This window comes from Alteromonas sp. KUL49 (assembly GCF_006538345.1).
Lineage (GTDB): Bacteria > Pseudomonadota > Gammaproteobacteria > Enterobacterales > Alteromonadaceae > Alteromonas.
On sequence record NZ_BJKL01000001.1, the window covers coordinates 92,114 to 117,849 of the forward strand.

The 25,736-nt window shown below is 45.2% G+C and carries 19 protein-coding genes; 12 read left to right on the plus strand and 7 right to left on the minus strand.

The genetic code is table 11. The features are described from left to right. Positions 1-134: 134 nt before the first annotated feature. Genes proB through EYS00_RS00455 form a run of 3 tightly spaced genes read left to right on the plus strand, consistent with a single transcriptional unit; the run spans position 135 to position 2,635 of the window. Positions 135-1,232 carry a glutamate 5-kinase gene (gene proB, locus EYS00_RS00445; RefSeq protein WP_130634613.1) on the plus strand — a complete coding sequence of 366 codons (1,098 nt, stop codon included), beginning with the start codon at positions 135-137 and terminating at the stop codon, positions 1,230-1,232. Positions 1,233-1,283: 51 nt separating this feature from the next. Continuing rightward, a complete protein-coding gene (locus EYS00_RS00450; RefSeq protein WP_130634614.1) occupies positions 1,284-1,724 on the plus strand; it encodes a thioesterase family protein in 441 nt (146 codons plus the stop codon). A gap of 14 nt (positions 1,725-1,738) precedes the next feature. Then, entirely contained in the window at positions 1,739-2,635 is an 897-nt protein-coding gene (locus EYS00_RS00455; RefSeq protein ID WP_130634615.1) for a DMT family transporter, read from the plus strand. A gap of 179 nt (positions 2,636-2,814) precedes the next feature. Here the strand turns inward: EYS00_RS00455 and EYS00_RS00460 are convergent, their stop codons facing one another. Next, on the minus strand, positions 2,815-3,087 hold the full coding sequence (locus tag EYS00_RS00460) for a hypothetical protein (protein WP_130634616.1): 273 nt from the start codon (positions 3,085-3,087) through the stop codon (positions 2,815-2,817). 185 nt (positions 3,088-3,272) lie between these two features. Between EYS00_RS00460 and EYS00_RS00465 the strand changes: the two genes are divergently transcribed. From EYS00_RS00465 to EYS00_RS20470, 3 genes are read left to right on the plus strand one after another with little or no spacing between them, the layout of a single operon-like run. Then, the gene (locus EYS00_RS00465) at positions 3,273-3,770 is read left to right on the plus strand and encodes an RNA polymerase sigma factor (RefSeq protein ID WP_130634617.1); all 498 of its coding nucleotides are present in this window, start codon (positions 3,273-3,275) and stop codon (positions 3,768-3,770) included. After that, positions 3,763-4,164 (plus strand): hypothetical protein, encoded by a 402-nt coding sequence (locus EYS00_RS00470; RefSeq protein ID WP_130634618.1) that lies wholly within the window; start codon positions 3,763-3,765, stop codon positions 4,162-4,164. Before EYS00_RS00465 ends, EYS00_RS00470 begins: the two co-directional genes overlap by 8 nt. Before the next feature lie 25 nt (positions 4,165-4,189). Further along, a complete protein-coding gene (locus tag EYS00_RS20470; RefSeq protein ID WP_165399272.1) occupies positions 4,190-4,333 on the plus strand; it encodes a hypothetical protein in 144 nt (47 codons plus the stop codon). 20 nt (positions 4,334-4,353) lie between these two features. Here EYS00_RS20470 and EYS00_RS00475 read toward each other — a convergent pair whose 3' ends face one another. After that, positions 4,354-8,049 carry a translocation/assembly module TamB domain-containing protein gene (locus EYS00_RS00475; RefSeq protein ID WP_130634619.1) on the minus strand — a complete coding sequence of 1,232 codons (3,696 nt, stop codon included), beginning with the start codon at positions 8,047-8,049 and terminating at the stop codon, positions 4,354-4,356. Then, the gene (locus EYS00_RS00480; RefSeq protein ID WP_130634620.1) at positions 8,046-9,812 is read right to left on the minus strand and encodes an autotransporter assembly complex family protein; all 1,767 of its coding nucleotides are present in this window, start codon (positions 9,810-9,812) and stop codon (positions 8,046-8,048) included. The genes EYS00_RS00475 and EYS00_RS00480 overlap by 4 nt, the downstream gene beginning before the upstream one ends. 211 nt (positions 9,813-10,023) lie before the next feature. Here EYS00_RS00480 and EYS00_RS00485 point away from each other — a divergent pair, with 211 nt between their 5' ends. Further along, positions 10,024-11,967, plus strand: coding sequence for a S9 family peptidase (locus EYS00_RS00485; protein WP_130634621.1), 1,944 nt, complete (start codon positions 10,024-10,026; stop codon positions 11,965-11,967). A gap of 168 nt (positions 11,968-12,135) precedes the next feature. After that, positions 12,136-13,371 carry a multidrug effflux MFS transporter gene (locus tag EYS00_RS00490; protein ID WP_130634622.1) on the plus strand — a complete coding sequence of 412 codons (1,236 nt, stop codon included), beginning with the start codon at positions 12,136-12,138 and terminating at the stop codon, positions 13,369-13,371. A gap of 76 nt (positions 13,372-13,447) precedes the next feature. Here the strand turns inward: EYS00_RS00490 and ilvC are convergent, their stop codons facing one another. Then, entirely contained in the window at positions 13,448-14,926 is a 1,479-nt protein-coding gene (gene ilvC / locus EYS00_RS00495; protein ID WP_130634623.1) for a ketol-acid reductoisomerase, read from the minus strand. A 155-nt stretch (positions 14,927-15,081) separates the two neighbouring features. On the opposite strand from ilvC, the gene ilvY reads away from it, so the two are divergent. Beyond that, positions 15,082-15,945, plus strand: coding sequence for an HTH-type transcriptional activator IlvY (gene ilvY / locus EYS00_RS00500; RefSeq protein ID WP_130634624.1), 864 nt, complete (start codon positions 15,082-15,084; stop codon positions 15,943-15,945). On the opposite strand, the gene EYS00_RS00505 is transcribed toward ilvY, so the two are convergent. Beyond that, positions 15,927-17,441, minus strand: a complete 1,515-nt coding sequence (locus EYS00_RS00505; RefSeq protein WP_130634625.1) for a YifB family Mg chelatase-like AAA ATPase — start codon at positions 17,439-17,441, stop codon at positions 15,927-15,929. The genes ilvY and EYS00_RS00505 overlap by 19 nt on opposite strands. A gap of 524 nt (positions 17,442-17,965) precedes the next feature. On the opposite strand from EYS00_RS00505, the gene EYS00_RS00510 reads away from it, so the two are divergent. The 3 genes from EYS00_RS00510 (at position 17,966) to ilvA (ending at position 22,475) form a co-directional block, all read left to right on the plus strand. After that, positions 17,966-18,898: a branched-chain amino acid transaminase gene (locus EYS00_RS00510; RefSeq protein WP_130634626.1), complete on the plus strand. Its 933-nt coding sequence runs from the start codon at positions 17,966-17,968 to the stop codon at positions 18,896-18,898. Between the two features lie 191 nt (positions 18,899-19,089). Then, positions 19,090-20,940: a dihydroxy-acid dehydratase gene (ilvD, locus tag EYS00_RS00515; protein ID WP_130634627.1), complete on the plus strand. Its 1,851-nt coding sequence runs from the start codon at positions 19,090-19,092 to the stop codon at positions 20,938-20,940. Further along, a complete protein-coding gene (ilvA, locus tag EYS00_RS00520; protein ID WP_130634628.1) occupies positions 20,937-22,475 on the plus strand; it encodes a threonine ammonia-lyase, biosynthetic in 1,539 nt (512 codons plus the stop codon). Before ilvD ends, ilvA begins: the two co-directional genes overlap by 4 nt. A gap of 123 nt (positions 22,476-22,598) precedes the next feature. Here the strand turns inward: ilvA and plsB are convergent, their stop codons facing one another. Next, positions 22,599-25,052, minus strand: coding sequence for a glycerol-3-phosphate 1-O-acyltransferase PlsB (plsB, locus tag EYS00_RS00525; protein ID WP_130634629.1), 2,454 nt, complete (start codon positions 25,050-25,052; stop codon positions 22,599-22,601). Positions 25,053-25,258: 206 nt separating this feature from the next. Continuing rightward, a complete protein-coding gene (locus EYS00_RS00530; RefSeq protein WP_130634630.1) occupies positions 25,259-25,636 on the minus strand; it encodes an STAS/SEC14 domain-containing protein in 378 nt (125 codons plus the stop codon). Positions 25,637-25,736 lie beyond the last annotated feature (100 nt).

Sequence of the window (25,736 nt, forward strand, 5' to 3'; positions counted from 1 at the left end):
AAGGCTGCTCTGGTTAATCCTAGTTTTTGAACGTAACTTAAGCGGTGTTTAACGCAAAAAACTTGATCAGAGGCATTTGTTTGCTAGCGCTTCTGACGTATTCTTAACCGATTGTTTTATCTTCTTTTCCGTTTATGCAGCAATTTTCTTGGCAACGCGCCGTTATTAAAGTGGGAAGTGCATTAATTGCACCCGAGGGCGATCGGGTTAGCGCACGTTATTTACTATCTATCGCCCGATTTATCACCGCGAGCAGAGAAGCGGGGAAAGAGGTGATATTAGTATCATCGGGGAGCGTTGCAGCTGGGCGCAGTATGGTGCCAGTAAAGCACAACGCCTCTATTGCGGAAAAACAAGCCATGGCCGCTATTGGACAAACCCAAATGATGGCTAACTGGCAACGCTTCTTTGACTTTCCGTGTGCTCAAGTTCTATTGACTGCGGGTGACCTTCGGGATAGAACGCGTTATGTAAATATTAAAAATACCTTGCGAGAGTTGCTTAACCACAATGCCCTTCCCATTGTGAATGAGAACGACACGGTTGCAATCAATGAACTTAAAGTTGGCGACAACGATAATCTAGCGGCCTACACAGCTTTGGTGTCACAAGCTGATACTTTGATTATTTGTTCTGACATCGACGGTCTTTATACCGCCGATCCTAGAAAGGATGATTCGGCTACCTTAATCACCAAGGTCGATACCATTGATGAAAGTATTTACGGTTTAGCGGGTGGCGCAGGAACGTCGGTGGGTACCGGTGGTATGCGCACCAAGATTGAAGCGGCGGATAAGTGTGCGCAAAGTGGTATTCAAACGCTGATTGTTAACGGTCGAAAAGGCGATACTTTTGACAGCCTGATTGAAGGGTATGTCCCAGGTACTTTGTTTAGCGCAGAGGTCAACGCCACCAAAGCACGCCATTTGTGGTTAACTCATACCTTGAAAACCAGCGGAAACATTAATGTTGATGCTGGTGCAAAAAAGGCCCTTATTGAACGCGGCGCATCTTTGTTGCCCTCTGGTGTTATTTCACTGTCAGGGAGCTTTAAAAAGGGCGAAGCGGTAAATATTAGTTGTGACAATACGGTGATAGCCAAGGGGTTGGCACTGTATAACGCGCAAGAATTGGCGCAAATCAAAGGTTTGAAATCAAACAAAATCGCTGACGTACTTGGGTATGACAGTGGTGAAGTTATTATTCACAGAGATGACTTAGTTTTGCTGTAAATCCCATAGGTTTTCTAGCTAAGTCACCCCATTAACTTTGGCGAGTAAACAATGACGGATATAACACCTGCATTAACAGATTACCCTTATCACATTGCTATCGAAACTCGGTGGCAAGATAACGACGTATACGGGCACATCAATAACGTCACTTACTACAGCTTTTTTGATACCGCAGTTAATCGCTTTTTAGTTGAAGAGGCCAAGCTGGACATACATCACAGCCAAACCGTGGCGTACGTGGTGAGTAGTCAATGCCAATACATTTCACCTGCCGCTTATCCTGAAACCATTTACGTGGGAGTACGAGTAATAAAAATTGGCCGAAGCTCTGTGACCTACGGTATCTCCGTATACGCCGGTGAAGAAAAGCGAAGAGTGGCTCACGGCCAATTTGTTCACGTGTTTGTCGACAAAAAAACGGACAAAGCTGTGCCTATTCCTGCATCAATCCAACGTTGCTTGTCTGATATTCATATCGACACTATTTAGTGGTACTCAATTAGATGAACAGTGCACTATTGTTTGTGCTTTGTACCCTTATTTGGGGTTCAACATGGATAGCTATTACATTTCAAATTGGTGAAACCTCCGAAGTACTCGCCGTCGCGTGGCGCTACACTATTGCCAGTGTTTGTTTAGGCGTTTTTTGCTTGGTTAAGCGGGATACATTGTCTTACCCAAGGCACATGCATATTAAAATGGCGGCAGTAGGATTATTCCTCTTTTGTTTGAACTATACCCTGTTGTACATAGCCCAAGAGCATATTGTTAGTGCACTTTTAGCCTTACTCAGTTCATCGATTATCTATTTCAATGTGGTGCTTCGCTGGTGGTGGTTGAAACAACCGATTAAGCGAGAGGTGGTTATAGGGGCAACCTTTGGGCTTGTGGGAATTTGTTGTTTATTTGCCCCAGAGTTTTCTACGGTATCCATGAGTGAGGGGTTAATCTTTGGATTAGTCATTGCCATGGTGTCTTTCGTTTCTGCAGCCGTTGGCGGTGTGGTTTCAGAGCGCGTGTTGAACTTGGGCGTACCTGTTATGCCAATGAACTTCTATGCCATGACTTATGCGACGGTGTTTTTGTATATCGCGGCTTTAATCAGTGGTGGAAGCATGGTTATTCCTACCTCGCCATCATTCTACTGGTCACTCTTGTACTTAGCGTTGTTCGGCTCTGTACTTGCCTTTGGGGCATACATGAAGCTGGTAAAACAGATAGGGGCAGATAAAGCCGCCTATGTTGTTTTAATGTACCCCATTGTTGCGCTGATCATATCGACCTTTTTCGAAGGTTATTCGTGGAGCTGGTTATCGGTGCTAGGTGTAGCCGTGGTGTTGTGGGGTAATGCCATCGCCATGGGCAAAGTGGCGATGTTCGTGCGTAAACCCGCTGAGTAATTGTCACCATTATTCATCTGTGTACTGTAAGCGCGATAGTGACATAGTCGGGAGAAAGCGTAGGTTTTTCACAGCCGTCTGAGGCATGGATGCCGAAGCCGAGCCCCCACGGATGGGTTTACGGCGTGCAGTGAAAAGACCTATGCTTTCTCTCAATGCGAGCTCTTCAATCAATACTTTTACTTAAGTGCATTGATTTTTTGGTTCAGCTCGTATGCAGGCTCAGTGACTATCTTCTCTAGTACTTGAATACGCTCTGTTAGCTCTGCAATTTTTTGATCTTTCTCTTTCATGGTTTGACTAGACGCGCCGTTACTTTTTAAGAACGGGTTAACGCATCTGCCATTAAACCAATCGGTGAATCTATATTGGTATTTCGCGTCAATGTAGTTTGTTAGCAACATTATCGAAATTAGGCCAAGCATCAATAAAACAATACCGATTGTAGACATAATAGGTCTCCTGTAATTTGGTCACAAACGCGTAAATATCATTAGAAAGAACACACAGGGAATTTCACGATATTTACTCTAGTAGTCATTGCTCCCCAAAAAAAATTACACAACAAATGTAATTTTTTTCAAAAGCCCACGACTATCAATAACAAACACCTTGATTGTTGATTTGGAGATTTCATTTGTCGCAGCAGTTTGAAGCAATATTCTCAGAGTATGGCGGTTTACTGAGTCGTGTTGCGAGTAGTTACGAGGCAAATGAAGCGTTGCAACAAGAGCTATTGCAAGAGATTGCTGTAGCCGTATGGCAAGCGATAGGGCGATTCAATGGCGATAGCAGTATAAAAACCTACCTGTTGAAAATTGCACATAATCGTGCGGTAACTCATGTTGCTAGCCAGGTGAAGCGTATTGATACAGAAGCCTACCCCGAAGGTGCTGATGCGTTTATCGGGCATCATGCAACCCCTGAGTTAACAGCCAGTCAACAGCAGTCTCTTAACACCTTGTTGAGTGCGGTTCGCGAGCTTCCATTGCAATCAAGGCAAGTACTTACATTGTCACTAGAGGGCTTATCCTACGACGAAATTGCAGACGTTTGTGGATTAACCAAGTCGCATGTAGGGGTAATTTTAAAGCGAGCGAAAGCTTCAGTTACAAAAGGGCAAACCAATGAATGATAACGACAATGACTTGTCAGCACTGTGGCAAGCACAACCCGTTAACGCCATTGATGTTGAGGAAGTAAAGCGCACTTTTTTTACCGAACGTAAAAAGCAAAGGCTATTCATGGTACTCGACTTTCTTGGGGTAGTGCCACCTATGGTGCTTATTTGGTGGAAGTGGTCATCATTCAGTTTGGTGGCGGGTGGAATGATTTTAGCGATGTTAGTGCTATGTGTGCCGGTGCTCATTTATCAATTGTGGCTGCGAAGAGTGACGGCCTTTGGTGGTGATTTACAAACTAGAGGTTACCTAGAGAGCCTCATTAAGCAGATGAAGAACAATGCTCGCATCGCATGGATGACCAAGCATTCCTGTTGGGTTGCCATGGCGTTTTTATTTAGTTTTTAGTGCCGTTCTATATCACCAAGGTGAGATGACATCGACCGAACATATGATGAAGTTTACAGTGTTTATGGGGCTCACTGCTGTGGTTTTGGTGTTTGTTTATCGTTGGGCCAATCGTCGTCAACAACTTGCTATGTCACGGTTAAAGCGCTTTGAGTCTATGCAGCAGTAGCTAAATACCAAAAAGGTATTCTAGTTTTCCTCTGAATCCGCAGCCGGGTCTTCATGACGGAAGAATTCATAGTAGATGTCGACGGCAAACTCAGTTTGCTCTTCTATGGTGTTTTGCACTGCCTCTAAAAATAACTGTGGGTATAGGCTGTATTTCAATGCGAGATCTGGAGGAACCTGGCGACGTCGTATGGCATTATTTGAATCGTCGTTGCTCAAACCTACGTCAACATTATATTGCACAGACAGGCGATCATTAATTTGCCCTGTCACCGACAACATAGACTCATTAGTGCCCAACTGTAAGCTATCAATACCGAGCGTATCACCAATTTGGCTGGTCACCCCTTTGGTATTTGAAAGCCCAAATCCTAAGAGTAACGCTGCGTAATTAGGGTCGCTACTCGTGCCGTCTGGCCCCTGTCCGGTAAGCAGGTAAGACAATACGTTTTGTTGGTCCATTGATGGTGTAGAAAACAGCTCAATGTAGGGAGCAGAGGCATTGCCATCAATTCTCACGCCCGCTACCACATTATTATCTGTCTTTTCAGGGTCTCTTATGGCTTCAATGAGCAGTGAAGGGCTCTCTATCGGGCCATTAAACTGCACTTCCCCTTTGTTAATCAGTAACTGCTGTCCATAGGCTTTATATTCACCATTTAACACTTGTAAATCGCCGTAAGCGACAAGTGCTGGCTGAGTTTTAATGTCGATTAAACCGTGCAAATGTCCGGTTAAGCCAAAAGCATTAATAGATACACTGCTGCTTTTGCTTGGGTCTACACCTACCGATACATTGGCGAAGATAGTATCTAAGGGGCTAGGCTCCTTGGTTTCTCCACGCAAGTAAACGTCGTTTGAAGGAGACACCGCACTTTCAGGTAAGGTATCGATCTCAATCTGAGCAAAGGGTATGTCCAGGCGACCGCTTATGTCAGTTCGATTAATATCTGACACTATGGTGATATCTGGTGATAGGCGCAGTGTCATATTGGGTTGAAGCACTTCAAATGCCTCGCCTTTTAATGACAAATTAGCCAGTGGATTGTCAGACCAATCAATGACACCATTTAATTCGCCCTGTCCACCACCGAGAACGAATTGACCTTCTAACTCTGCTCGCTGGTTTTCGAGTCGTATCTGTTGCTCCCAATTTTCTAACGTTAGTGGTGCGTCTTGAATGGCAATACCGCCATTGGATATGGCGAGTTGCCCTGCAATCGAAGGTGCAGATGCTTGCCCTGTTACTGTCATTTCACCATTCAGTGTACCAGTAAAGATCCGAAACGAGTTGAACAGAGGCTTTAATGGCGCGACGTTCAAATCTTCAATTTCGGCGTACCCCTCGATAGGGTACTCCATATCGAAAGGGTCAGCGGCTAATTCAAGATTTACGCGACCGGCATTTTGAGTGGATAACGAAATACTAGTATTTAGCAAGCCGCTGCTGAACCGGCTTTCAGTCTTGAACTCGTTTATGGTGAGTTCAACGATACCTTGCTCGCCTAAATGCCATTTTGCCGGTGACAAGGATGTGGAAAATGCCGCAGTCATTGTGTCGAGATCGGTGAATTCTCCATCGGATGAAAAAGATAGCAAGGTATTCGCCGGCTCTCCAAAGTGCATTGGTGCTGCACTGTATAGCCATTGACCCGCCGGGAGCTGGCTGCCATGTAACTTCCATAACAGAGTACTGCTTGAATAACCCAATTGGTCAGCACATAGCTCACCACTGTTGACGTTACTCCAGCAATGAGAGGTAACGTCAAATGCTTGAGCCGCAGTTTTCAAGCTTACATCAAAAGGAGCAACTAACGCCCAGTGAGACCCTAATATATCAATTTCGCTTTCTGATACTTGTCCTTCCCAATCTCCATTTAGCAATGCCCCTTGGGCAATGGCCTGTACCGAGTAGTCCTTGAGCGCAATGTCTGTAGTTAGCTTGTGATCCTCGTATGTGCCCTCAAAAATGACGCTACCATCAATGGAGCCTAAATCAGCGCTCGTTGAAACTAACGCTTCTGACACGTCCATATCTACAATGTTTATTTCAGCTTTTATTGTGGGATTTTCCCAAGGCCCGCTGGCCTGAATATCGCCGCGAAGACGACCCTCAACGTTTGGATAAAGATGGGCCAAGTGAGGTAGGTTGAGTGATGACGTGGCATTCAGGTGACGCTTGTTAAATAGCTGTGCTGACAAGGATACAATGTTCTCTTCTTGTACTAGGTTTAACGAGCCCACTGCGAGATCACTAACACTGGAATACACAAGATTTCCAGTCGCTATCATGGGGTGGTTGTTAAGTTCCCCACTAAAGTTAATCTCAGAAAGCTTGGCATCGATGCCTTTGTCAGATAGTTGAAACAAGCTAGAGAAACTGCCACTTATGGTTTGCGGAGCATATTCTGAAAAGGTTTTTGCGTTTATGTTATTCAACTGAGTAAGCCCATCCCAAAACAGACTCTCGTCAAGGTACAAGCTTCCTGTGTTAATCACCTCGCCACCCAACAAGCCAGCATTGACCCGGTTAACGTACACGTACTTTGTTTTCAATGAGACATCGATATCTAATGCAACGTTTCCGATTGAGGGCAGTGTGATGTCGCCATTACTGATTAAGCTGTAGTCGCCCATTTCACCATTAAGAGATAGCACGCCAGGGGCTATGGCTACCGGCGTGTCAGACTGTTGAGCAATACCTTGTTGTTGCCACTTAGCATCGAGTGAAATGGGTAGCTTAGCGTCTAAGAAATTGGTTTGTGCGGTGAGCTCACCGTCAAAGGCACCTGATAAGGTCGTGTTTATCGTTAAATTAGAGAGTGGACCTTGTAAAAACACTCTGGCAGATTGGGTTTGTTCGAGCCACTGCCAGTTCGCATCCAACGAGACTTGCGACATGAATTCATTTTTTAATTCAGCATCAATGTCACCTGCAAGCTGGCCTTTATCATGCTCAATACCTAATGACTTTAAGGCGATGGTATTTTGTGCAAACTCTAATGTTTCAAGCGATACACTGAATCTTTGCTCACCCTCTAGTTTTGACAGGTACACAATATCGTTGAGGTTCACACCATATACTGCAATAGGCAGTGGAGTGGATACCTCTGGCAGCACTGGAGGTGTATAACTTAGCGCGTAAGAGGTAGGGATATCCGGTAGCTGCACGGCATGAGTTAACGACTTTTCATTGATAGTCAATTTGCCCAAGTTGATTTGCGTGATGTTCAGGTCATCTTTGATGCTTGCGTTGTCGATGGAAAGTTTATCGAGTTGAATACCAAATCGAGGTAAGTCTAAAGCAATATGACTAATCTTTGGTGCTACTAAAGACAGTGTAATTGGAAGCGAAAGGGGCTCTGTTGGTTCTTCTGGTTGAGCGTCTTCACTACTCTCACCCATTTGGGCGATTGCAACGTTTTCTATCAACAAATCATTGATAAATAGATGAGGCTCTCGCAAGTTAGGCCATGTGATATCCAGAGATATATCTTCAATGCTTATGGACAAACTTTCGTTTTTCCACTGAATACTATCGAAGCTTATGGTATCGATTAACCCGCCTTTCGCACCCTCAATAGTGAGATTTGGTGTAAATCTAGTGGCAATGTATGCCGCAAATTTCGACCCAGCTGGGCTGATGAGTAATGTGAATACAATGGCAGCAACCACGATAGGCGCAACCAATACAATTGAAACAATACGGCGCTTCATATTTCAGGCCCCAGCATAAGATGGAATTGCCGTGTATTGCCGTTATCGGGTGGAAAACCAACTGCAAAGTAAAGCCTTACTGGACCTATTGGGGAAATCCAATGCGCACCTGTGCCCACACTAAAGGTCAAATCAGTATCAATGGAATTACTCGCGGTACCTGCGTCGGTAAATAGTGCGATTCGCCATTGTTCAGCAATAGCATAGGTATATTCAACACTCGCATTCATCAAGTATTTACCGCCCACAGAAGCTGAAATTGATTCTCCAGTATTTGGGTCGAGGACGTTCTCAATAGGAGATATTTCTCTAAAGTCGAAGCCGCGAATGCTTTGGTCACCACCTGCGTAGAATCTAAGAGACGCAGGTACTTTATCAAAATCATTGGTGTACAAGGCGCCCAGTGTTCCTCGCACGCTAATGCGGTGAACTTGATGATAGGTATTGATATACAGGGCGGATGCCTGCGCTCTGAAAAAGTCTATATCTGAACCAAGATCAGCGCTTCCTCCCTGCACAAACATATTGATGTAATGCCCTTGATTGATATTCAGGTCGTCGTCTTTTCGCTTATGAGTAATTGCATAACCAGGCATCGCCAATAAGGTTGTGTTATTGGTGAGCTGTATTTGGTCGTAGGTTTCTCGCAGCAGCGTAATGCTACCATCGTGTTGCCATTCGGAGTTATCGGGTCGCCAATACCGATGGGCAGCTATAGACAGTGTTTCGCTTTCAAATCCCGTGTTGGCATAATCAATAAACTGATAGCCACCCTCAATTTTCACACTGTCATCGGTGGTATTTTTCATAGGTATCCGGTAGCCCACGGATACTGCTTGCTCAGGCTGTGATACAAAAATATCTGAGGTAATGGAATGCCCTTTACTATTTACCCATGGTCTTTCCCAGCCTAAACGGACACGAGCTCCAGTATCGGTGGCAGCACCTAAACTCACGTCAAATTTGTCTTTAGGTTTGTGTGTAACCGACACTTCAATGGGTACTAAAAGGCCGTCAGCGTTGCTCACAACTGGTCTGGCGATAACGCGGTCAAAATAGCCCGATTTATTGAGAATACGATTAAATTCGCGCAACCTGTTGCCATTGTATGGCTCGCCCGCGGTAAAGTTTCTTAGCCTATTGATAATGTCGGAAGCTTTATCGTCGCCCACAATAACCAGCTCTCCAAATTGATAACGAGCACCACTTTGCGCAATCAGTAGAATATTTGCCTCGCGATCTTCTCGGACGAGGTCGAGGCGGGTAGCTTGCCAGAAAAAGTCAAAGTAGCCATGCTCTAACGCGTAGTTGAACATAGAGGTTTTATAGGCTGAATAGCGTGGTTGCAGCAGTACATCGCCCTTTTTTAAAGGAAAGGCGTCATATGTGGCTTTAAAGTCAGGATCTTGTCTCCCCTCGCCGATAATTTCACGGGTGATATTGGCAACACGCAAAGGACTGTTTAGGGAGACAGTTAGCGCTAGTTCTGTGGGACCATCTAGCTCAAATTCAGTCTTACTGTTGTAATAACCATAGGGCTCCACAGCTTTTTCAATGGTTTTTGATAGCTCATCTTGCCAAAATGGATCACCTATTTGGTCTTCAGTGATATCCACACTGGCTAAGTGTAATGCAATATTGTTCCGTACTTCTTCGTTATCCACGCCTTGAACGACATAACTTAACTTTTCCGCAGCAATCGCCGGCAAAAATAAGAGATGTAGAGCGATGAAAGTAAGAAGACGCAATGCAGCCCGTCGCATTTCGCTGTGAGTTCCTAAGGTTAATCGTCCTGCCCGTTTGGGGGGTATCGGTAATAGTATAGTATTGTGTGATAACGTCGATAGCTAAGTCATATTTGGATACAAAGCTTTTTGATAAACATAAGCTGATATAGTTCAACCATGAGTTTGACACTGGTTCTGCATGGCGTCATTATGGATTTTCAGATGTTATATTTATAAAGGACGATAAATGTATAAAACAGGGACAGTTTTATTCATCGCACTGCTCGCTGCGATGTTTTCAGTATCTAGCCATTCTGCCGATGTGGCAAGCGAGTCTGCTTTTGACTATCGTGCTTTTAGTGCCCTCCCCGCTTATCAAAGACCAAGGTTGTCACCAGACGGCGGTAAGGTCGTCTACGTAAGAAACATTGTTCAACCCAAAGATTTGTCGCTGTTGATGACGTACGACTTAAACAAGGGCAAAACCTACTCTTTGCTCTTCTCTGACAATGAAAAGGTTAAGATTAATTGGTTTCGCTGGGTTAGCAATGAGCGGATTGTCGTTAGCGCCAGGTACGAGTCTCGTCGCGGTAATACAAAAGTCTATGACACACGGTTGTTTGCGTTGGACTATGACGATGAATCTGCAAAGCCACTTAACTTAATCAATTGGCGGCGATTACGCAGATTGTCAGACGATTTAAATCACGTTCCTCAGTTTCAGGATAGGGTGATAGATTGGCTCCCCGATGATCCCGATCACATATTAATGTCCATTGATGTGGAGGTGCCAGCTTTGCCTTCAGTATTTAAGGTGAACGTAAAGACGGCAAGAACAACACGTATTCAGAAAGGTCGAAAAAAAATAAGGGAATGGATTACCGATCAACAGGGTAATTTAAGGGTGGGTGTTTCTCTTGATTACGATACCGGAGAAAGGCAAGTGTATCTTAAAGATGGAGAGGAATGGCGCGTGCTCTATGAGTACAACACAATGACTGAGAAAGGATTTTATCCGTTAGGGTTTGGGTTAGATCCCAATGTACTTTACTACAGAGCGTATAAAGGGGATTTTCTTGCTTTGTATACCTTAGATATAAACACGGATACCCATACTGAAGTCTTGTCTGATGATAATTATGATGTTGACGGCGCTTTGATTTACTCGCCAAAGACGCGAGATGTAGTTGGGATTTTTCATAATGGTCGTCACTATTGGAATGACGAATATGAAGCATTTGAGAATGGGTTAGATGAGGCATTACCCGACACTTCCAATAGCATTGTGAGTTTTAGCGAAGACGAGAGAAAGTACATTCTTTACACAGAGTCGGATGTATTGCCAGGTGGTTATTATTTTGGCAACAGAGATGATGGCTCACTGAGCTTTATCTTTGACCAGTATCCTAGTATTGAACCCGATACGTTAGTTCCTCATCGATTAATAACCTACAAGGCAAGAGACGGGATGGAAATCCAAGGCTACTTGTCTCTTCCCAATGGCAAGGGTCCTTTCCCAACGATTATTCATCCTCACGGTGGCCCTGGTTCAAGAGACTATGATGGTTTTGACTATTGGACATCATATTTTACGAGTAAAGGCTATGCAGTTTTACGTCCTAATTTTAGAGGCTCAGAGGGTTACGGTTTCTCTTTTGCACAAAGCCAGATGCAGGCCTGGGGATTACAAATGCAAGACGATATCACGGACGCCGCTAATTGGATGGTGGAACAGGGCTACGCTGAACAAGACAAGATGTGTATCGTCGGAGCAAGTTATGGTGGGTATGCTGCGCTTATGGCAACGGTAAAAACGCCGGACCTATTTAAATGTGCTGTGAGTTTCGCTGGAGTGAGTAGCTTGAATCACTTGGTAATACATAGCCGGAAGTTTTTTAATGGCGAGCTTGTAGAACAACAAATTGGTGATGATCGTTCGGATTTAAAATCTCGGTCCCCCTATTACAACGTAGAGCCAATTAAAACCCCGATACTGCTGATTCACGGTGAAGAGGACCGTGTAGTTCGTGTACAGCAAAGTCGTATTATGGAAGACGAACTAGACGACGCTGATAAGGTGTTTACTTATGTGGAGCTTGAATCTGGAGATCACTATCTTTCTATACAGCGCAACCGACATCGAATGTTTGAAGAAATGGACGCCTTCTTAGAAGAGTATCTGTCTCATTAAAAGGCTTTCTTAGCGCACCTTCAAATGATCGTGCGCGTTTTCTGTTCCACATTGGAAACGTCAATTTTTATTAATTGTCGGATTTTTCATCACAACTAGGGTAACATCTCGCCTCTTTGCTGACTCACGGGTCAGTGTTTCCTCATAAAGTCACTCAGGCTAAAGGTCATGTCGAATACAGAAAGCGCCAACGTGCGCATAAAACCCCGTTTGGGATTGGTTGAGTTTGTTGCACTTATGGCGACGATGACTTCGCTAGTTGCTCTGAGTATTGATGCTATGTTGCCTGCACTTGAGCAAATTGGTGCATCCTTAAACGTTTCTGATCCTCATCAACCCCACCTTATTGTGACGCTATTTTTTCTCGGTATGGCTATCGGTCAGCCCTTCTTTGGCCCCTATGCTGACAGTAAAGGGCGCCGCGCCGCATTGCTTTTGGGGCTCTGTATATTCGTTGTTGGTACGGTGATTTGTATGTTAGCCACTAACATCGAAACTATGTTGGTTGGCCGTGTAGTTCAGGCGTTTGGTGTGTCGGGCCCTCGTATAGCAGCAATGGCTATTATTCGTGATTTGTATGTGGGTGACGCCATGGCTAAGGTCATGTCATTTATCATGATGGTGTTTATTCTTGTCCCCATGATCGCGCCTATCGTAGGGCAAGCCGTGATGATCATGTTTTCGTGGTTTCACATTTTTACCCTATTTCTTATCGTTGCTTTGATGTCGGCTATTTGGTTTTTCAGCCGTCAAGAAGAGACCTTACCAAAAGAAAAACGTAAGCCATTTTCGTTTCCTGCACTGATGACGTCATGTAAGTTTATTTTGACGCATATTTCTGTGATGGGATATTCGTTCTCTATGGCGGCTATTTTTGGCGCTTTTTTGGCTTACTTGAGCGCGTCTCAAACTATCTTCCAAGGGTTTTATGGCGTAGGTGATTTGTTCCCAATTATTTTTGCCACGCTAGCGTTTTCTATCGGCTTAGCGTCCTATTTTAATGGCAAAATGGTGATGAAATTTGGCATGCACAAGCTGTGTAGAGTTGCTATTAAAGGCGTCATGGTGTTTGCTATTTTCTTCCTGGTGCTTTTGTTCGCAAACGATGGACTTCCCAACCTTTGGGTAACTGTTTGTACGCTTTTTGTTGGCTTCTTTTTTATTGGTATTTTATTCGGAAACTTGAATGCTTTAGCCATGCAACCTCTCGGTGAAATGGCTGGAGTAGGTGCTGCAATCATTGGCTCACTGTCTAGTTTGTTTTCCGTACCTATTGCTTTGTTTATCGACAGTTTTTTAGAGGACGATTTATATCCAATAGGTATTGGCTTTGTAGTGTTTTTTGCTATTGCTGGTGTTTTGATGCACTACGCAGAAAAAGATAGTGTGGCTAGTGGGCACTGATTTACAGGCATAAAAAAGCCCGACCAAAATGGTCGGGCAAGAGGGCTTAGTTAAGCACCTAACGACAGAAACTGTCTTAACCTATAATGGCCTTCATGTCAGTCATGTAGCCACGCAAGGTTTTACCTACTGACTCAACGCCGTGTGAGCGAATTGCTTCGTTCACTTCTACCAAGCGCTTATTCTCAACTTGGTTTGAAGCAGCGTCTAAGCCTTTACCGATAACACTAGTATCGATGGTAGGCATAAAGCTTTCACGCATAAGCGGGATTGCCGCATTTGCGAATAAATAGTTACCGTATTCCGCTGTATCAGAGATAACCACGTTCATTTCATACAAACGCTTACGCGCGATAGTGTTAGAAATTAGTGGAGTCTCATGTAGTGACTCGTAATACGCTGACTCAGGTAAAATGCCTGCCTCTACCATTACGTCAAATGCTACTTCAACACCACATTTGATCATGGCAACAAGCAAAATGCCGTTGTCGAAAAATTCTTGTTCGCTAATCTCACCTTCATAAGCAGGTGCGTTTTCAAAACCAGTTTCACCAGTCTCTTCGCGCCACTTAAGTAAGTTAGCGTCGCCATTTGCCCAGTCTTCCATCATGGTTTTAGAGAATTCACCGCTGATGATGTCATCTTGGTGCTTCTCGAACAGTGGACGAAGTAAATCGGTCAGCTGTTCAGACAGTTCAAACGCTTTAACTTTTGCTGGGTTAGATAGGCGGTCCATCATATTGGTTACGCCACCAATCTTAAGTGCTTCAGTAATCGCCTCAAGGCCGTACTGAATAAGTGCACCCGCATACCCTGCATCAATGCCGTCTTCTAGCATTTTCTCGTAAGCTAGAACGGCAGCAACTTGTTGCATACCACAAAGAATCGTTTGCTCGCCCATTAAGTCAGACTTAACTTCAGCAACAAAAGACGACTCTAGAACACCCGCACGGTCACCGCCAGTTGCACTAGCTAGTGCCTTTGCAGTATCCCAACCTTTACCCTCAGGGTCGTTTTCTGGGTGTACAGCAATTAGTGTAGGAACACCAAAGCCACGCTTATATTCTTCACGTACTTCTGAGCCGGGGCTCTTAGGTGCACACATAACAACAGTGATGTCGCTACGTATTTGCTGGCCTTCTTCTACGATGTTGAAACCGTGAGAGTAGCTCAACGTTGCACCTTGCTTCATTAGCGGCATCACTGCTTCAACAACGCTTGCGTGCTGCTTGTCAGGCGTTAGGTTATAAACCAAATCCGCGTCGCCAATAAGCTCTTGGTATGTACCTACCGCAAAACCGTTTTCGCTAGCACGTACAAAAGAGTCTCGTTTCTCATCAATTGCGGCTTGACGCAATGCATAAGAAACATCAAGACCCGAATCACGCATGTTTAAACCTTGGTTAAGGCCTTGTGCGCCACAACCTACGATTACGATCTTCTTGCCTTTTAAAAAGTCGCAACCCTCAGAGAATTCGTCTCTTGCCATAAAGCGACAGCGGCCAAGCTGATCTAACTGCTGGCGAAGAGAAAGGGTGTTGAAATAGTTAGCCATAAAAATTTCCGAACAACATTCATTTTCGTCATTATCAACGTCCAACCGTGGCGTTGATGACCTCGTCTATGACGACTTGATGAGAAGACTAGAGCATTTCTTTTGTTTTGAAAAATGATATATTTGCAAGATAATATTGCAAAATGTGAAACGTCATGGATTTTAGAAGCCTACAGCTCTTTACACACCTAGCGACAAGCCTACATTTTGGCGACACTGCACAGGCCATGTATGTGTCTCCGTCTACCCTGAGTCGCGTAATTCAGCGACTTGAGGATGAACTCGGGTGTACCTTGTTTAAACGGGACAATCGCAAAGTGGCGTTAACCCACAGTGGCCATAAGCTACTCGCCTTTTCAAAGCATGCACTGAAAGACTGGCAACAACTCAAAGTCGATTTAAAAGAAGATAGCGAAGCCTTACAGGGGGAGCTTAGTTTGTTCTGCTCTGTAACCGCGAGCCAAAGTCATCTGCCAGATTTGCTGCGTCGTTTCAGGCAAACTCACCCAGGTGTTGATATTCGCTTGGTCACAGGTGACCCTGCTCTCGCTATCAACAAAGTGAAATCCAATGAGTGCGATTTGTCGTTGGCCATTCACACGCCTGACTTCCCAACTGACTTGCACTTTGTGCCTCTTGCGAACGTGCCACTGCTGTTGATTGCCCCCAAAGAATGGCGTTTGACCCAAATAGACCAAGTCGATTGGACAAAACACCAAGTAATAATGCCGGAGCACGGTCCTACCCGTCGAACAGTGTACCACTGGTTCGCCGAACACGGCATACGCCCCAATGTGTATGCATCGGTAGGTGGTAACGAGGCTATCGTTAGTATGGTTGGGTTAGAGTGCGGTGTAGGCTTTGTACCCAAAGTTGTACTCGACCATTCAAGTATGGCTGGGCTGGTGACACAAGTTCAGGTGGAGGATATTGAGCCCTATTCATTGGGTGTGTGTTGCTTGCAGAACAAGCAGAAAGAACCTCTCATCGATGCCTTTCTTCAGCTTGCTGTGAGTTGACGAATAAGGTTGTCTAACGCTCTGTAGCCCAGTGCTTCTGCTATATGCACCTGATTTACTCGCGGCTCTTGTGCTATATCCGCGAGAGTTCTGGCAACTTTGAGTGTGCGGTGAAATACTCGCATCGACAGGTTGAGGTGTTTTGCTGCGGATTGCAAAAACGCCAGATCTTTGGGCGTAGGGTTACAAAAATGGGCAAGCTCATTGGGAGAAAGGTGGGCATTCACCTTGCCTTGGCGATCTAGTTGAATTTGTCGTGCGGTATTCACTTGTAGGCGGGCTGATTCGAAAGAGTCTTTTGACGATGTAGTACCATGACTCAGCTCAAACTCTTTAAGTTTAGGTACTTCTACTTGAATATCAATCCGGTCGAGGAATGGCCCTGATAACCGATTGAGATAGTTCAGTTGTTGCTGGGGGGACATTCTGTTGTCGTCAATATCTCCCGTAGGGCTTGGGTTCATCGCTGCCACTAGTTGAAATTTCGCCGGATAGCACACGTGTGATGCAGCACGGGCGATATTCACATCACCGGTTTCTAAGGGTTCTCTAAGCACATCAAGGGCTTTACGACCAAACTCTGGAAGCTCATCTAAAAACAAGACGCCATTATGGGCTAGTGATATTTCTCCCGGCGTTGGGTGAGAGCCGCCTCCCGTCAGCGAAACCGCAGACGACGTGTGATGGGGAGAGCGAAATGGAGGCCTGAAAAAGCGATCGTGCTGGACCGGCAGACCTTTTATGGAATGCAAGGACGCTACTTCGAGGGCGTCTTTTTCTGAAATATTGGGTAGCAACGAGAGCATACGACCTGCGAGTAAGCTTTTTCCTGTACCCGGTGGGCCTACCATCAATAGGTTATGTGCACCTGCCGCAGCAATAATCAACGCTCGTTTTGCTTGGTGCTGACCTATTATATCGTCCCATTGATGATGGTTTTCATTCGCTGTGTTTTGCGGCATGGGGCGCCCGGGTTTGAGTGGCTGCTCACCCGACAGATGATGATAAATACTGGTGAGGTCAAAACAAGGAAGGCGCTTAGCGTTTGATACAATGCTAGCCTCTACATCATTTTGCCCCGGGAATACCAGTGCAGAATCTTGATGCGCTGCAGCCATAAGTACCGGAACAATACCCGTAATAGGTCTAACTTCTCCGTTTAAACTCAATTCTCCAATGAAGCTGTGATTCTGCAGACAACTGTCATTGATGTAGCCTGCAGCCACCATGATGCCAACCGCTATGGGCAAATCAAATCGCCCACCGTATTTGGGAATATCTGCAGGAGCGAGGTTGACAGTAATACGCTTTGCTGGAAATTCAAAACCACTATTTACCAGCGCACTTCTCACTCGTTCTCGCGCTTCTTTAACACTGGTTTCGGCCATTCCAACCAGCTGAAACCCGGGAAGACCATTCGCTAAATGCACTTCTACCAGAATTTCAGAAGCCGTTACTCCCTGCCCTGCAAAGGTTTTGATCACGGCAGTGCCCATGATGCGCTCCTCAAATAAAAAAGGACTCTACGGCAGGGAGGAATTGACCACTACTGAACCAATTAATAGTTTTTTAGATGACGCAATTGAGAGGTAAATCACTTGATTGTGCAGATGGTTTTGTGCTATTTCTTTGCGCAAGAGTACTGACAGCAGGCCAACTGTTAGTTAAGCAGCCTTCGTGTTGCAACGCTCATTATCGAACTTCATTACATTTTATAGCAGTAAATCAATGGATTACGTGCTGCTTGTCATTTTTAGAACTGCATTGAAGCAGTTGCCTATTCTTTCTATGCCGATGGTGATAGCACAGTGCTGAACAATTTCAGCGAGAAAACTGTTGTCACAAAATGCGCTTTTGATGCTTGGCCAGAAAAAATTTAGCTGTAAATTTTTATGTCCGTTTTGACTATCAGTCACGCGCGATAGTTGGGCGCTTGCTGGCTGTCATGTATCATTTGTCACGGTATTAATATTCCGCTACGGCGGCTTGGGGTTTTCACCCACAATTGGAAGGATTTTACATGGCTAAGCAACCTGCTGATTACATTTGGTTTAACGGCGAAATAAAACCGTGGAAAGAAGCAACTGTTCACGTAATGACACATGCGATTCACTATGGTTCATCTGTGTTTGAGGGCGTTCGTGCATACAACACCCCAGACAAAGGCACCTGCGTATTTCGTTTGAATGATCACAACCGCCGTTTATTTGATTCAGCGAAAATCTATCGCATGACGATTCCTTACACGCTGGAAGAAATCAATCAAGCGACCCTAGATATCATCGCAAAAAATGATCTGAAATCAGCTTATATTCGCCCTATCGCTTACTACGGCGATATCGGTATGGGTCTAGCCGTACCTTTTGGCACAGAAGCGGAAGTGACTATTGCCGCCTTTGAATGGGGCGCTTACTTAGGTGAAGAAGCCCTTAAAAACGGTGTGGATGCCGGTATTTCTTCTTGGAACCGCTTAGCTGCTAACACTATGCCAACTGGCGCTAAAGCAGGTGGTAACTACCTGTCTTCTCAGCTTATCTCTATGGAAGCACGTCGCCATGGTTACGGTGAAGGTATTGCTTTAGACACTAACGGCTTTATCAGTGAAGGTGCTGGCGAAAACATCTTTGTTATTCGCGACGGTGTAGTAAGTACAACGCCAAAAACGGCGGCAATTCTACCTGGCATCACTCGTGATACGTGTATCACTTTACTGAAAGAGTTGGGTTATGAGATTCGCGAAGAAAACATTCCTCGTGAAGCTATGTACCTAGCCGACGAAATCTTTATGTGTGGTACGGCTGCTGAAGTTACACCAGTGCGCAGCGTAGATGGCATCGAAGTTGGCGCAGGTGGCCGTGGCCCAATCACTAAAGAAGTACAAGATATGTTCTTCGGTCTTTTCAACGGTACCACCGAAGATAAATGGAACTGGTTAACACCGGTTTATAAGTAAAAATTCCATTGTTGTACGCGTTGCAACAATTTTGGGGTAAGGAAACATTAGAATGAGAGCGTCGCTGGCATGGATGCCAGCGCCGAGACTACAAGGAAGTATTCACGGCGTTTCTCATACTGATTTTCCTTCACCCCAGCAATGCAGATGCATGGTATTCAGCAATTTTATTTAAGAAACGGGAAGGATTTATGCCCAAGTTACGTTCTGCAACGACGACTCAAGGTCGCAATATGGCTGGCGCTCGCGCATTGTGGCGTGCAACAGGAATGAAAGATTCGGATTTTGGTAAGCCTATTATTGCCATTGCCAACTCATTCACGCAGTTTGTACCCGGGCACGTTCACCTCAAAGACCTCGGTCAATTGGTGGCTCGCAGCGTAGAAGCAGCAGGTGGTGTGGCAAAAGAGTTCAATACCATTGCGGTAGATGACGGTATTGCTATGGGCCACAGCGGTATGTTGTACAGCTTGCCTTCCCGTGAAATTATTGCTGACGCAGTTGAGTACATGGTGAACGCCCACTGCGCCGACGCTATTGTATGTATTTCTAACTGCGACAAAATTACTCCGGGAATGTTAATGGCATCGATGCGCCTTAATGTGCCGGTTATCTTTGTATCTGGTGGCCCCATGGAAGCGGGTAAAACTAAGTTATCTGATCAGCTTATTAAGCTTGATTTGGTTGATGCTATGGTTGCCGCTGCTGACGACAAAGTATCAGATGCCGACTCTGAAGAAATCGAACGCTCAGCTTGCCCTACTTGTGGTTCCTGCTCAGGTATGTTCACCGCTAACTCAATGAACTGTCTTACCGAAGCCCTTGGACTCTCCCTACCGGGTAACGGCTCCATGCTAGCAACTCACGCAGACCGTGAGGGCTTGTTTAAAAAAGCAGGTTCACAAATTGTTGAGCTGTGTAAACGTTACTACGGTGACAATGACGAAAGCGTACTGCCACGTAATATTGCTAACTTCAATGCGTTTGAAAACGCCATGAGCCTAGATATTGCCATGGGTGGTTCAACTAACACTATCCTTCACTTGCTCGCTGCGGCAATGGAAGGCGAAGTACCTTTCACTATGGCAGATATAGATCGCCTTTCTCGTAAAGTACCTCACTTGTGTAAAGTCGCACCATCTACACAAAAGTACCATATGGAAGACGTACACCGCGCAGGTGGTGTATTGGGTATTCTAAACGAACTTAATAAAGCGGGTTTGCTTCACGGTGACTCAAAGCATGTATTGGGCAAGTCTATGGCTGAAGTCATCGCCGACTGGGATATCACTAACCCAGAAAATACCGATGCAATTACCTTTTATCGTGCGGGTCCTGCAGGAATTCGCACAACGCAAGCGTTCAGTCAAAGTTGTCGTTGGGACGATGCTGACAGCGATCGCGAAAACGGTTGTATCAGAACCGTTGAAAATGCCTACAGTCAAGAAGGTGGCCTAGCCGTATTGTTTGGTAACCTTGCCGAGGATGGTTGTATTGTTAAAACCGCCGGTGTTGACGAGTCTATTCTAAAATTCAACGGTACTGCGCGTATTTATGAAAGCCAAGATGACGCCGTTGCAGGCATTCTTGGTGATGAAGTGAAAGCGGGCGATGTCGTATTTATTCGCTACGAAGGACCTCGTGGTGGGCCGGGTATGCAAGAAATGCTTTACCCAACGTCATACTTGAAATCAAAAGGCTTAGGTAAGTCTTGTGCTCTAGTTACCGACGGTCGTTTTTCCGGTGGTACCAGTGGTTTGTCTATTGGTCACTGTTCGCCAGAAGCCGCAAGTGGCGGTGGTATTGGTTTGGTTGAAGATGGCGATAAGATTGAGATCGACATTCCTAACCGCAGTATCAACATTGTCATTAGTGACGAAGAACTGGCCGCACGTCGTGATGCCATGAATAAGAGCGATAAACCATGGCGCCCGAAATATCGCGTGCGCGAAGTTTCAACATCACTGAAAACCTTTGCAGCATTAGCGACAAGTGCTGATAAAGGCGCAGTGCGAGATGTATCCAAACTGGAAAATTTATGAGTGTCAGCGACCACGACTATCTAAAAAAAGTCTTACTGGCACCCGTATACGACGTAGCAGTTAATAGTGATTTAGCGTACCTATCTCGTTTTTCAGCCGAGATAGGCAATGACGTTTTCTTAAAGCGAGAAGACCAACAACCGGTTAAGTCGTTCAAGTTACGTGGTGCATACACTCGAATGAGTGCGCTCAGTGATGAGCAAAAAGCGGCGGGTGTCATTGGTGCATCGGCGGGTAATCATGCCCAAGGCTTAGCTTATGGTGCGCGAAAGCAAGGTATTCAGGCGACTATCGTCATGCCCGAAACTACGCCCGATATTAAGGTAGACGCTGTGCGCCGTTTTGGTGGCGACAACGTGAATGTTGTCTTGCATGGCACTAGTTTTGACCAAGCCAGCGATCACGCCAAAGCCTTAGGTGCAGAGCATGGCTTAACCTTTGTACCACCCTTTGACGACCCGGATGTGATTGCCGGTCAGGGCACCATTGCTAAAGAGCTTTTAGAGCAAAACCCTAACCTCGATATCCTGTTCGTTGCGATAGGCGGCGGTGGCTTAATGGCGGGTATTGCCGTTTATCTCAAACAGCTAAAGCCAAGCATTAAAATTGTTGGTGTAGAGTCCAGCGAGTCTGCCTGTTTTGAGGCGGCAGTGGCAGCAGGTAAGCCTGTACCTCTGGATACTGTTGGTATATTTGCTGACGGTGTTGCTGTAAAAATTATGGGCGAAGAAACCTTTAGACTCTGCAAGCGCTTTGTTGATGAGACTATGACAGTCACCAACGATGAAGTGTGCGCAGCCATCAAAGATATCTTTGACGACACTCGCGTTATTGCTGAACCTGCTGGTGCCCTATCAGTGGCAGCTATTCGCAAATATGCGAAGCAGCATAACTTAGAGGGTAAAAAGCTGGGGGGAATTTTGTGTGGAGCGAATATCAACTTCCACACCCTGCGATATGTGTCTGAACGTTGCGAGCTAGGCGAGCAAAAAGAGGCGGTTTTCGCGGTTAAAATTCCTGAGCGCAAAGGTGCATTTAAACAGTTTTGCGAGTGTGTTGGAGCGAAGGCCATCACAGAGTTTAACTATCGCTATGCCAACGACCAAGAAGCACACATTTTTGTGGGCGTTAAGCTCAAAGGTGGTAAGCAAGAGCTAGCCGAGCTTCAGCAAAGTTTGATTGAGAAAGACTACGGTTGTTTTGACCTCTCAGACAACGAACTTGCTAAGCTTCACGTTCGTCATATGGTAGGAGGGAGACCGCCGTCCATACTTAACGAACACGTCTTTAGCTTTACCTTTCCCGAGCGTCCGGGGGCATTGCTCAATTTCCTCAATACGCTAGGTGAGCGATTTAACATCACCTTATTCCATTATCGCAATCACGGTGCTGCCGATGGTTTGGTGTTGGCGGGCTTTGATATCAACCCTTCCCAACGCGATGCTTTCAACACCTATGTCGCCGAATTAGGTTATGACGCAGAAGAAGTAACAGATAACCCTGCGTATCAGTTCTTTTTGTCTCATACGAATTAGTAAGCCAGTTCTAGCTTCGCATCGCTTCACATTGAACATTGTTTACTGTGGGGCGATCTGAAGCGCCCTAATAAAAACGCCCGAACGATGTCGGGCATTTTTTATTGGAAGACTAGTTTTAGGCTAGTGCTCGTGGCTAAGCACTACATTCTCTAAATGCTGGGTCATTTCAGGCCACACGAGTGCCATAACGTCTTCTCTAAGGGCTTCACATTCCTCAGAGTATTTCATGCTGCCGTCTTCTGCCGTGTCGATCCAATGGTTCTCTTTGAGTGCCGTGATAAAACTAGACAATACGTTCTTGTCATAAAACTCTGGCGAACTTAAACCATATAAGGCTGATAAACGCTCAGCCACTTTACGGCTGGCTTTTTCCAGCTTGCTGCGGCTAATGACTTTTTCTCTGTCTAACATGGTTAATACCACGGCATAGCGCTGGAAAGTTTCCTGCATACAGCGGCTTAATAACCATGCAGAGTGGAACTGCTTACTCTGAGTTTGTGGTGGATACACGTTGCCATCCAGAGTTCTCAACAGACCTTTATCAAGCATCGCAGTAATTAGCTTGTCGGTATATGCCAAGGCTTCGTCTTGCGTCATGTACAAGAAAAGCTCTCGCTGTAGCAATGGATAAAGCGCGGCCACAAGGCGAAGTAAGGCGTCTTTAGTTGTCCCTTTATTGGCAAATACCGAGGCCATCACCAATCCCGGAAGGGCGAATAAGTGCAATATATTATTGCGATAGTAGGTGAGATAAACCGCTGATTTTGGTTGAGGGCTAATGAGTTTACCAAAGTCGTCTTCTTGCACATCAAAGCGATTAAGCTGAAGGGTTTGGTCAAGCAAAGTACGCGCGCTCACGTCAGGAATAGTGGCGTCTGCACTGTAGGGCACTTCATTGAACAGGTGCATAAAGTCTTGCAGTGCTTGCTCTAATTCACGCTCACTCATGGTTTGAGTTTTAGAAGACAACAAGCAAAGCGACGTCAACGCCATGCCATTGAGGGCAGCCGCTGTATTAATGTTTGTCATCACATTATTGGCAAGCTCGTTTACTGCGGGTGTTAACCATGTAGGCTTTTTGTCTGCGTCGTCTTCGCGACAGTCACGCCAGTCGGGTACTTTATTTTCCAAGAACTGGTTGAGTTGAATGGGCTCACCAAAGTTCACGTAACCATGACCGTAATTTTTGAGTTTTTTGATCGCTGAGAATATCTGCCAGTTAGACTCTTTTTGCTTTTTCGAGCCTTTCAATTCGTTGAGGTAGCTTTTCACTTCCATGACGTTTTCATAGCCGATATAGACCGGAACAATACTCACTGGGCGATTAACTCCTTTCACCATGGCTTGAATTGTCATGGCAAGCATGCCGGTTTTGGGAGGAATCAACCTACCTGTTCGGCTTCGACCACCTTCTGGATAATATTTTACTGAATACCCTTTGTTGAAAAGCAGCTCGAGGTACTCTCTGAAAACAGCGGTATAGAGTTTGTTGCCAGCAAAGCTGCGGCGTAAAAAGAATGCACCCGCTCGACGGAATATCTTCCCAAAGGGCCAAAAGTTAAGGTTAATACCCGCGGCAATGTGCGGTGTTACCATACCTTCGTGGTAAATAACGTAGGTCAGTAGCAAATAATCCATGTGACTACGATGACACGGCACGTAAACAATTTCGTGACCGTTCGCTGCTAATTCCCGAATGCGATCGGCATGACCAACACTAATACCGTTATAAATTTTATTCCAAATTCGACCGAGTACCCGATCACCTACGCGAATGAGCCCTTCGCGATAATCACCAGCAATTTCTGTAATGTAACCTTGCGCTCGCTGTTTGGCTTCTTCGTGAGATATTTTCTTATTTTTAGATTCGTCACTAATGGCTTTTCGAACAGAGTCAGAACCCAGCAAGCTATTGTTGAGTTCTTGGCGCTCAAGTAATGTTGGCCCTGTCATACCCTTGCGCTTACGTTGAAAGTGAGTACTTGCCACACGCACAAGTTTGTGGGCAATGCGTTGATCGCTGCCGTGTTGATTGGCCATCACACGAGCTGAAACGGCTTTGCTGTAGTTGATAAAATTGTCTCGGCCTAAAAACAGCACGATGAACAGTTTACGCAACCAGCTTGGAGTCGCATTGTCAGTAATCAAATCACTAAGACCAGGGTTACCCGTGCTAGGTGCACGACCCCACGTAATAAATACAGGAACAACCTGTAAATCTAAATCTAAATTATCCCGATGAAGATGGAACAGATCGGTAAAAACTTCTTCGATGCCAGTATCTTTAGCTTTAGAACGCATTAAAGGCTTTGAATTGCGCAAAAATAACGTTGATGGATATTCTCTGCCCGCAAGTGTTAGCGGTTCAGTGGGGCTTGGGAGACCAAGCGACTGGGTAGACATTCTCAACGCCAACTGGTCGGTAATTGAGTTCGTCATTAATAAGTAAACGATGGGTTTGGTTCTATCGATTCCTAGCTCTGATTCTACATTTACTGGAATACTATGAGCTTTAACAAGCCATTTAACCGGATATTGGAAAACCGATACCAATGCTTTTCGCATCCACGTCATGAATTGTGTGATCCTATGAAAAAGTTACGCGCGAAGTGTACCACAGATAACCCGTGTTTATTATGTCACATGGGTGTCAGATACAATGATTGTAGCTGCTTACGTGAGCTTCAATAGTCGAACTAGCTTTTTGACAAATATTCTCGCAGGAAATTCAACATGACCACATACGAAAAACTAAATGTAACGACAAAATACTGCAGTGATTAGAATTGCTCTAACCAACGTAGTGCCGTTTGATAGTCTGAGAAAAATTCTGTGGGAACAGAGTGCAGGGAAGAAAGCCTCTGTTCCATTACCCCTTTTAGCACTGCGCTATTATATACAAATGCTTTGGCAATCAAGGGTTGTGTCGCCATCCAAGTATTAAACTGGTCAAGGGTTTCAAAGGCGTCTGGAGTACCGCCTTCCACTAAGGTGTTGTCGACCAGCATCGCAAAAGCTTCACCCTCAAGAGAGTCAAGCGCTTGAATGACTTTTTGTTTGTACTGCTCTATGCCGGTTTTGTTAAACGCACCACTCATCTTCGAAACAATAATATTGTTGTTGAGGAATACTTCTGAGTGACCATGATTTAGAGGCATAGATTACAACGCTTATACTCTCGTGAATTCACGTTAATTAATACACCCAAAACGAGTGCATTTAAAGTGTTTCACGCGCAAGTTAGACTATTTACTCATA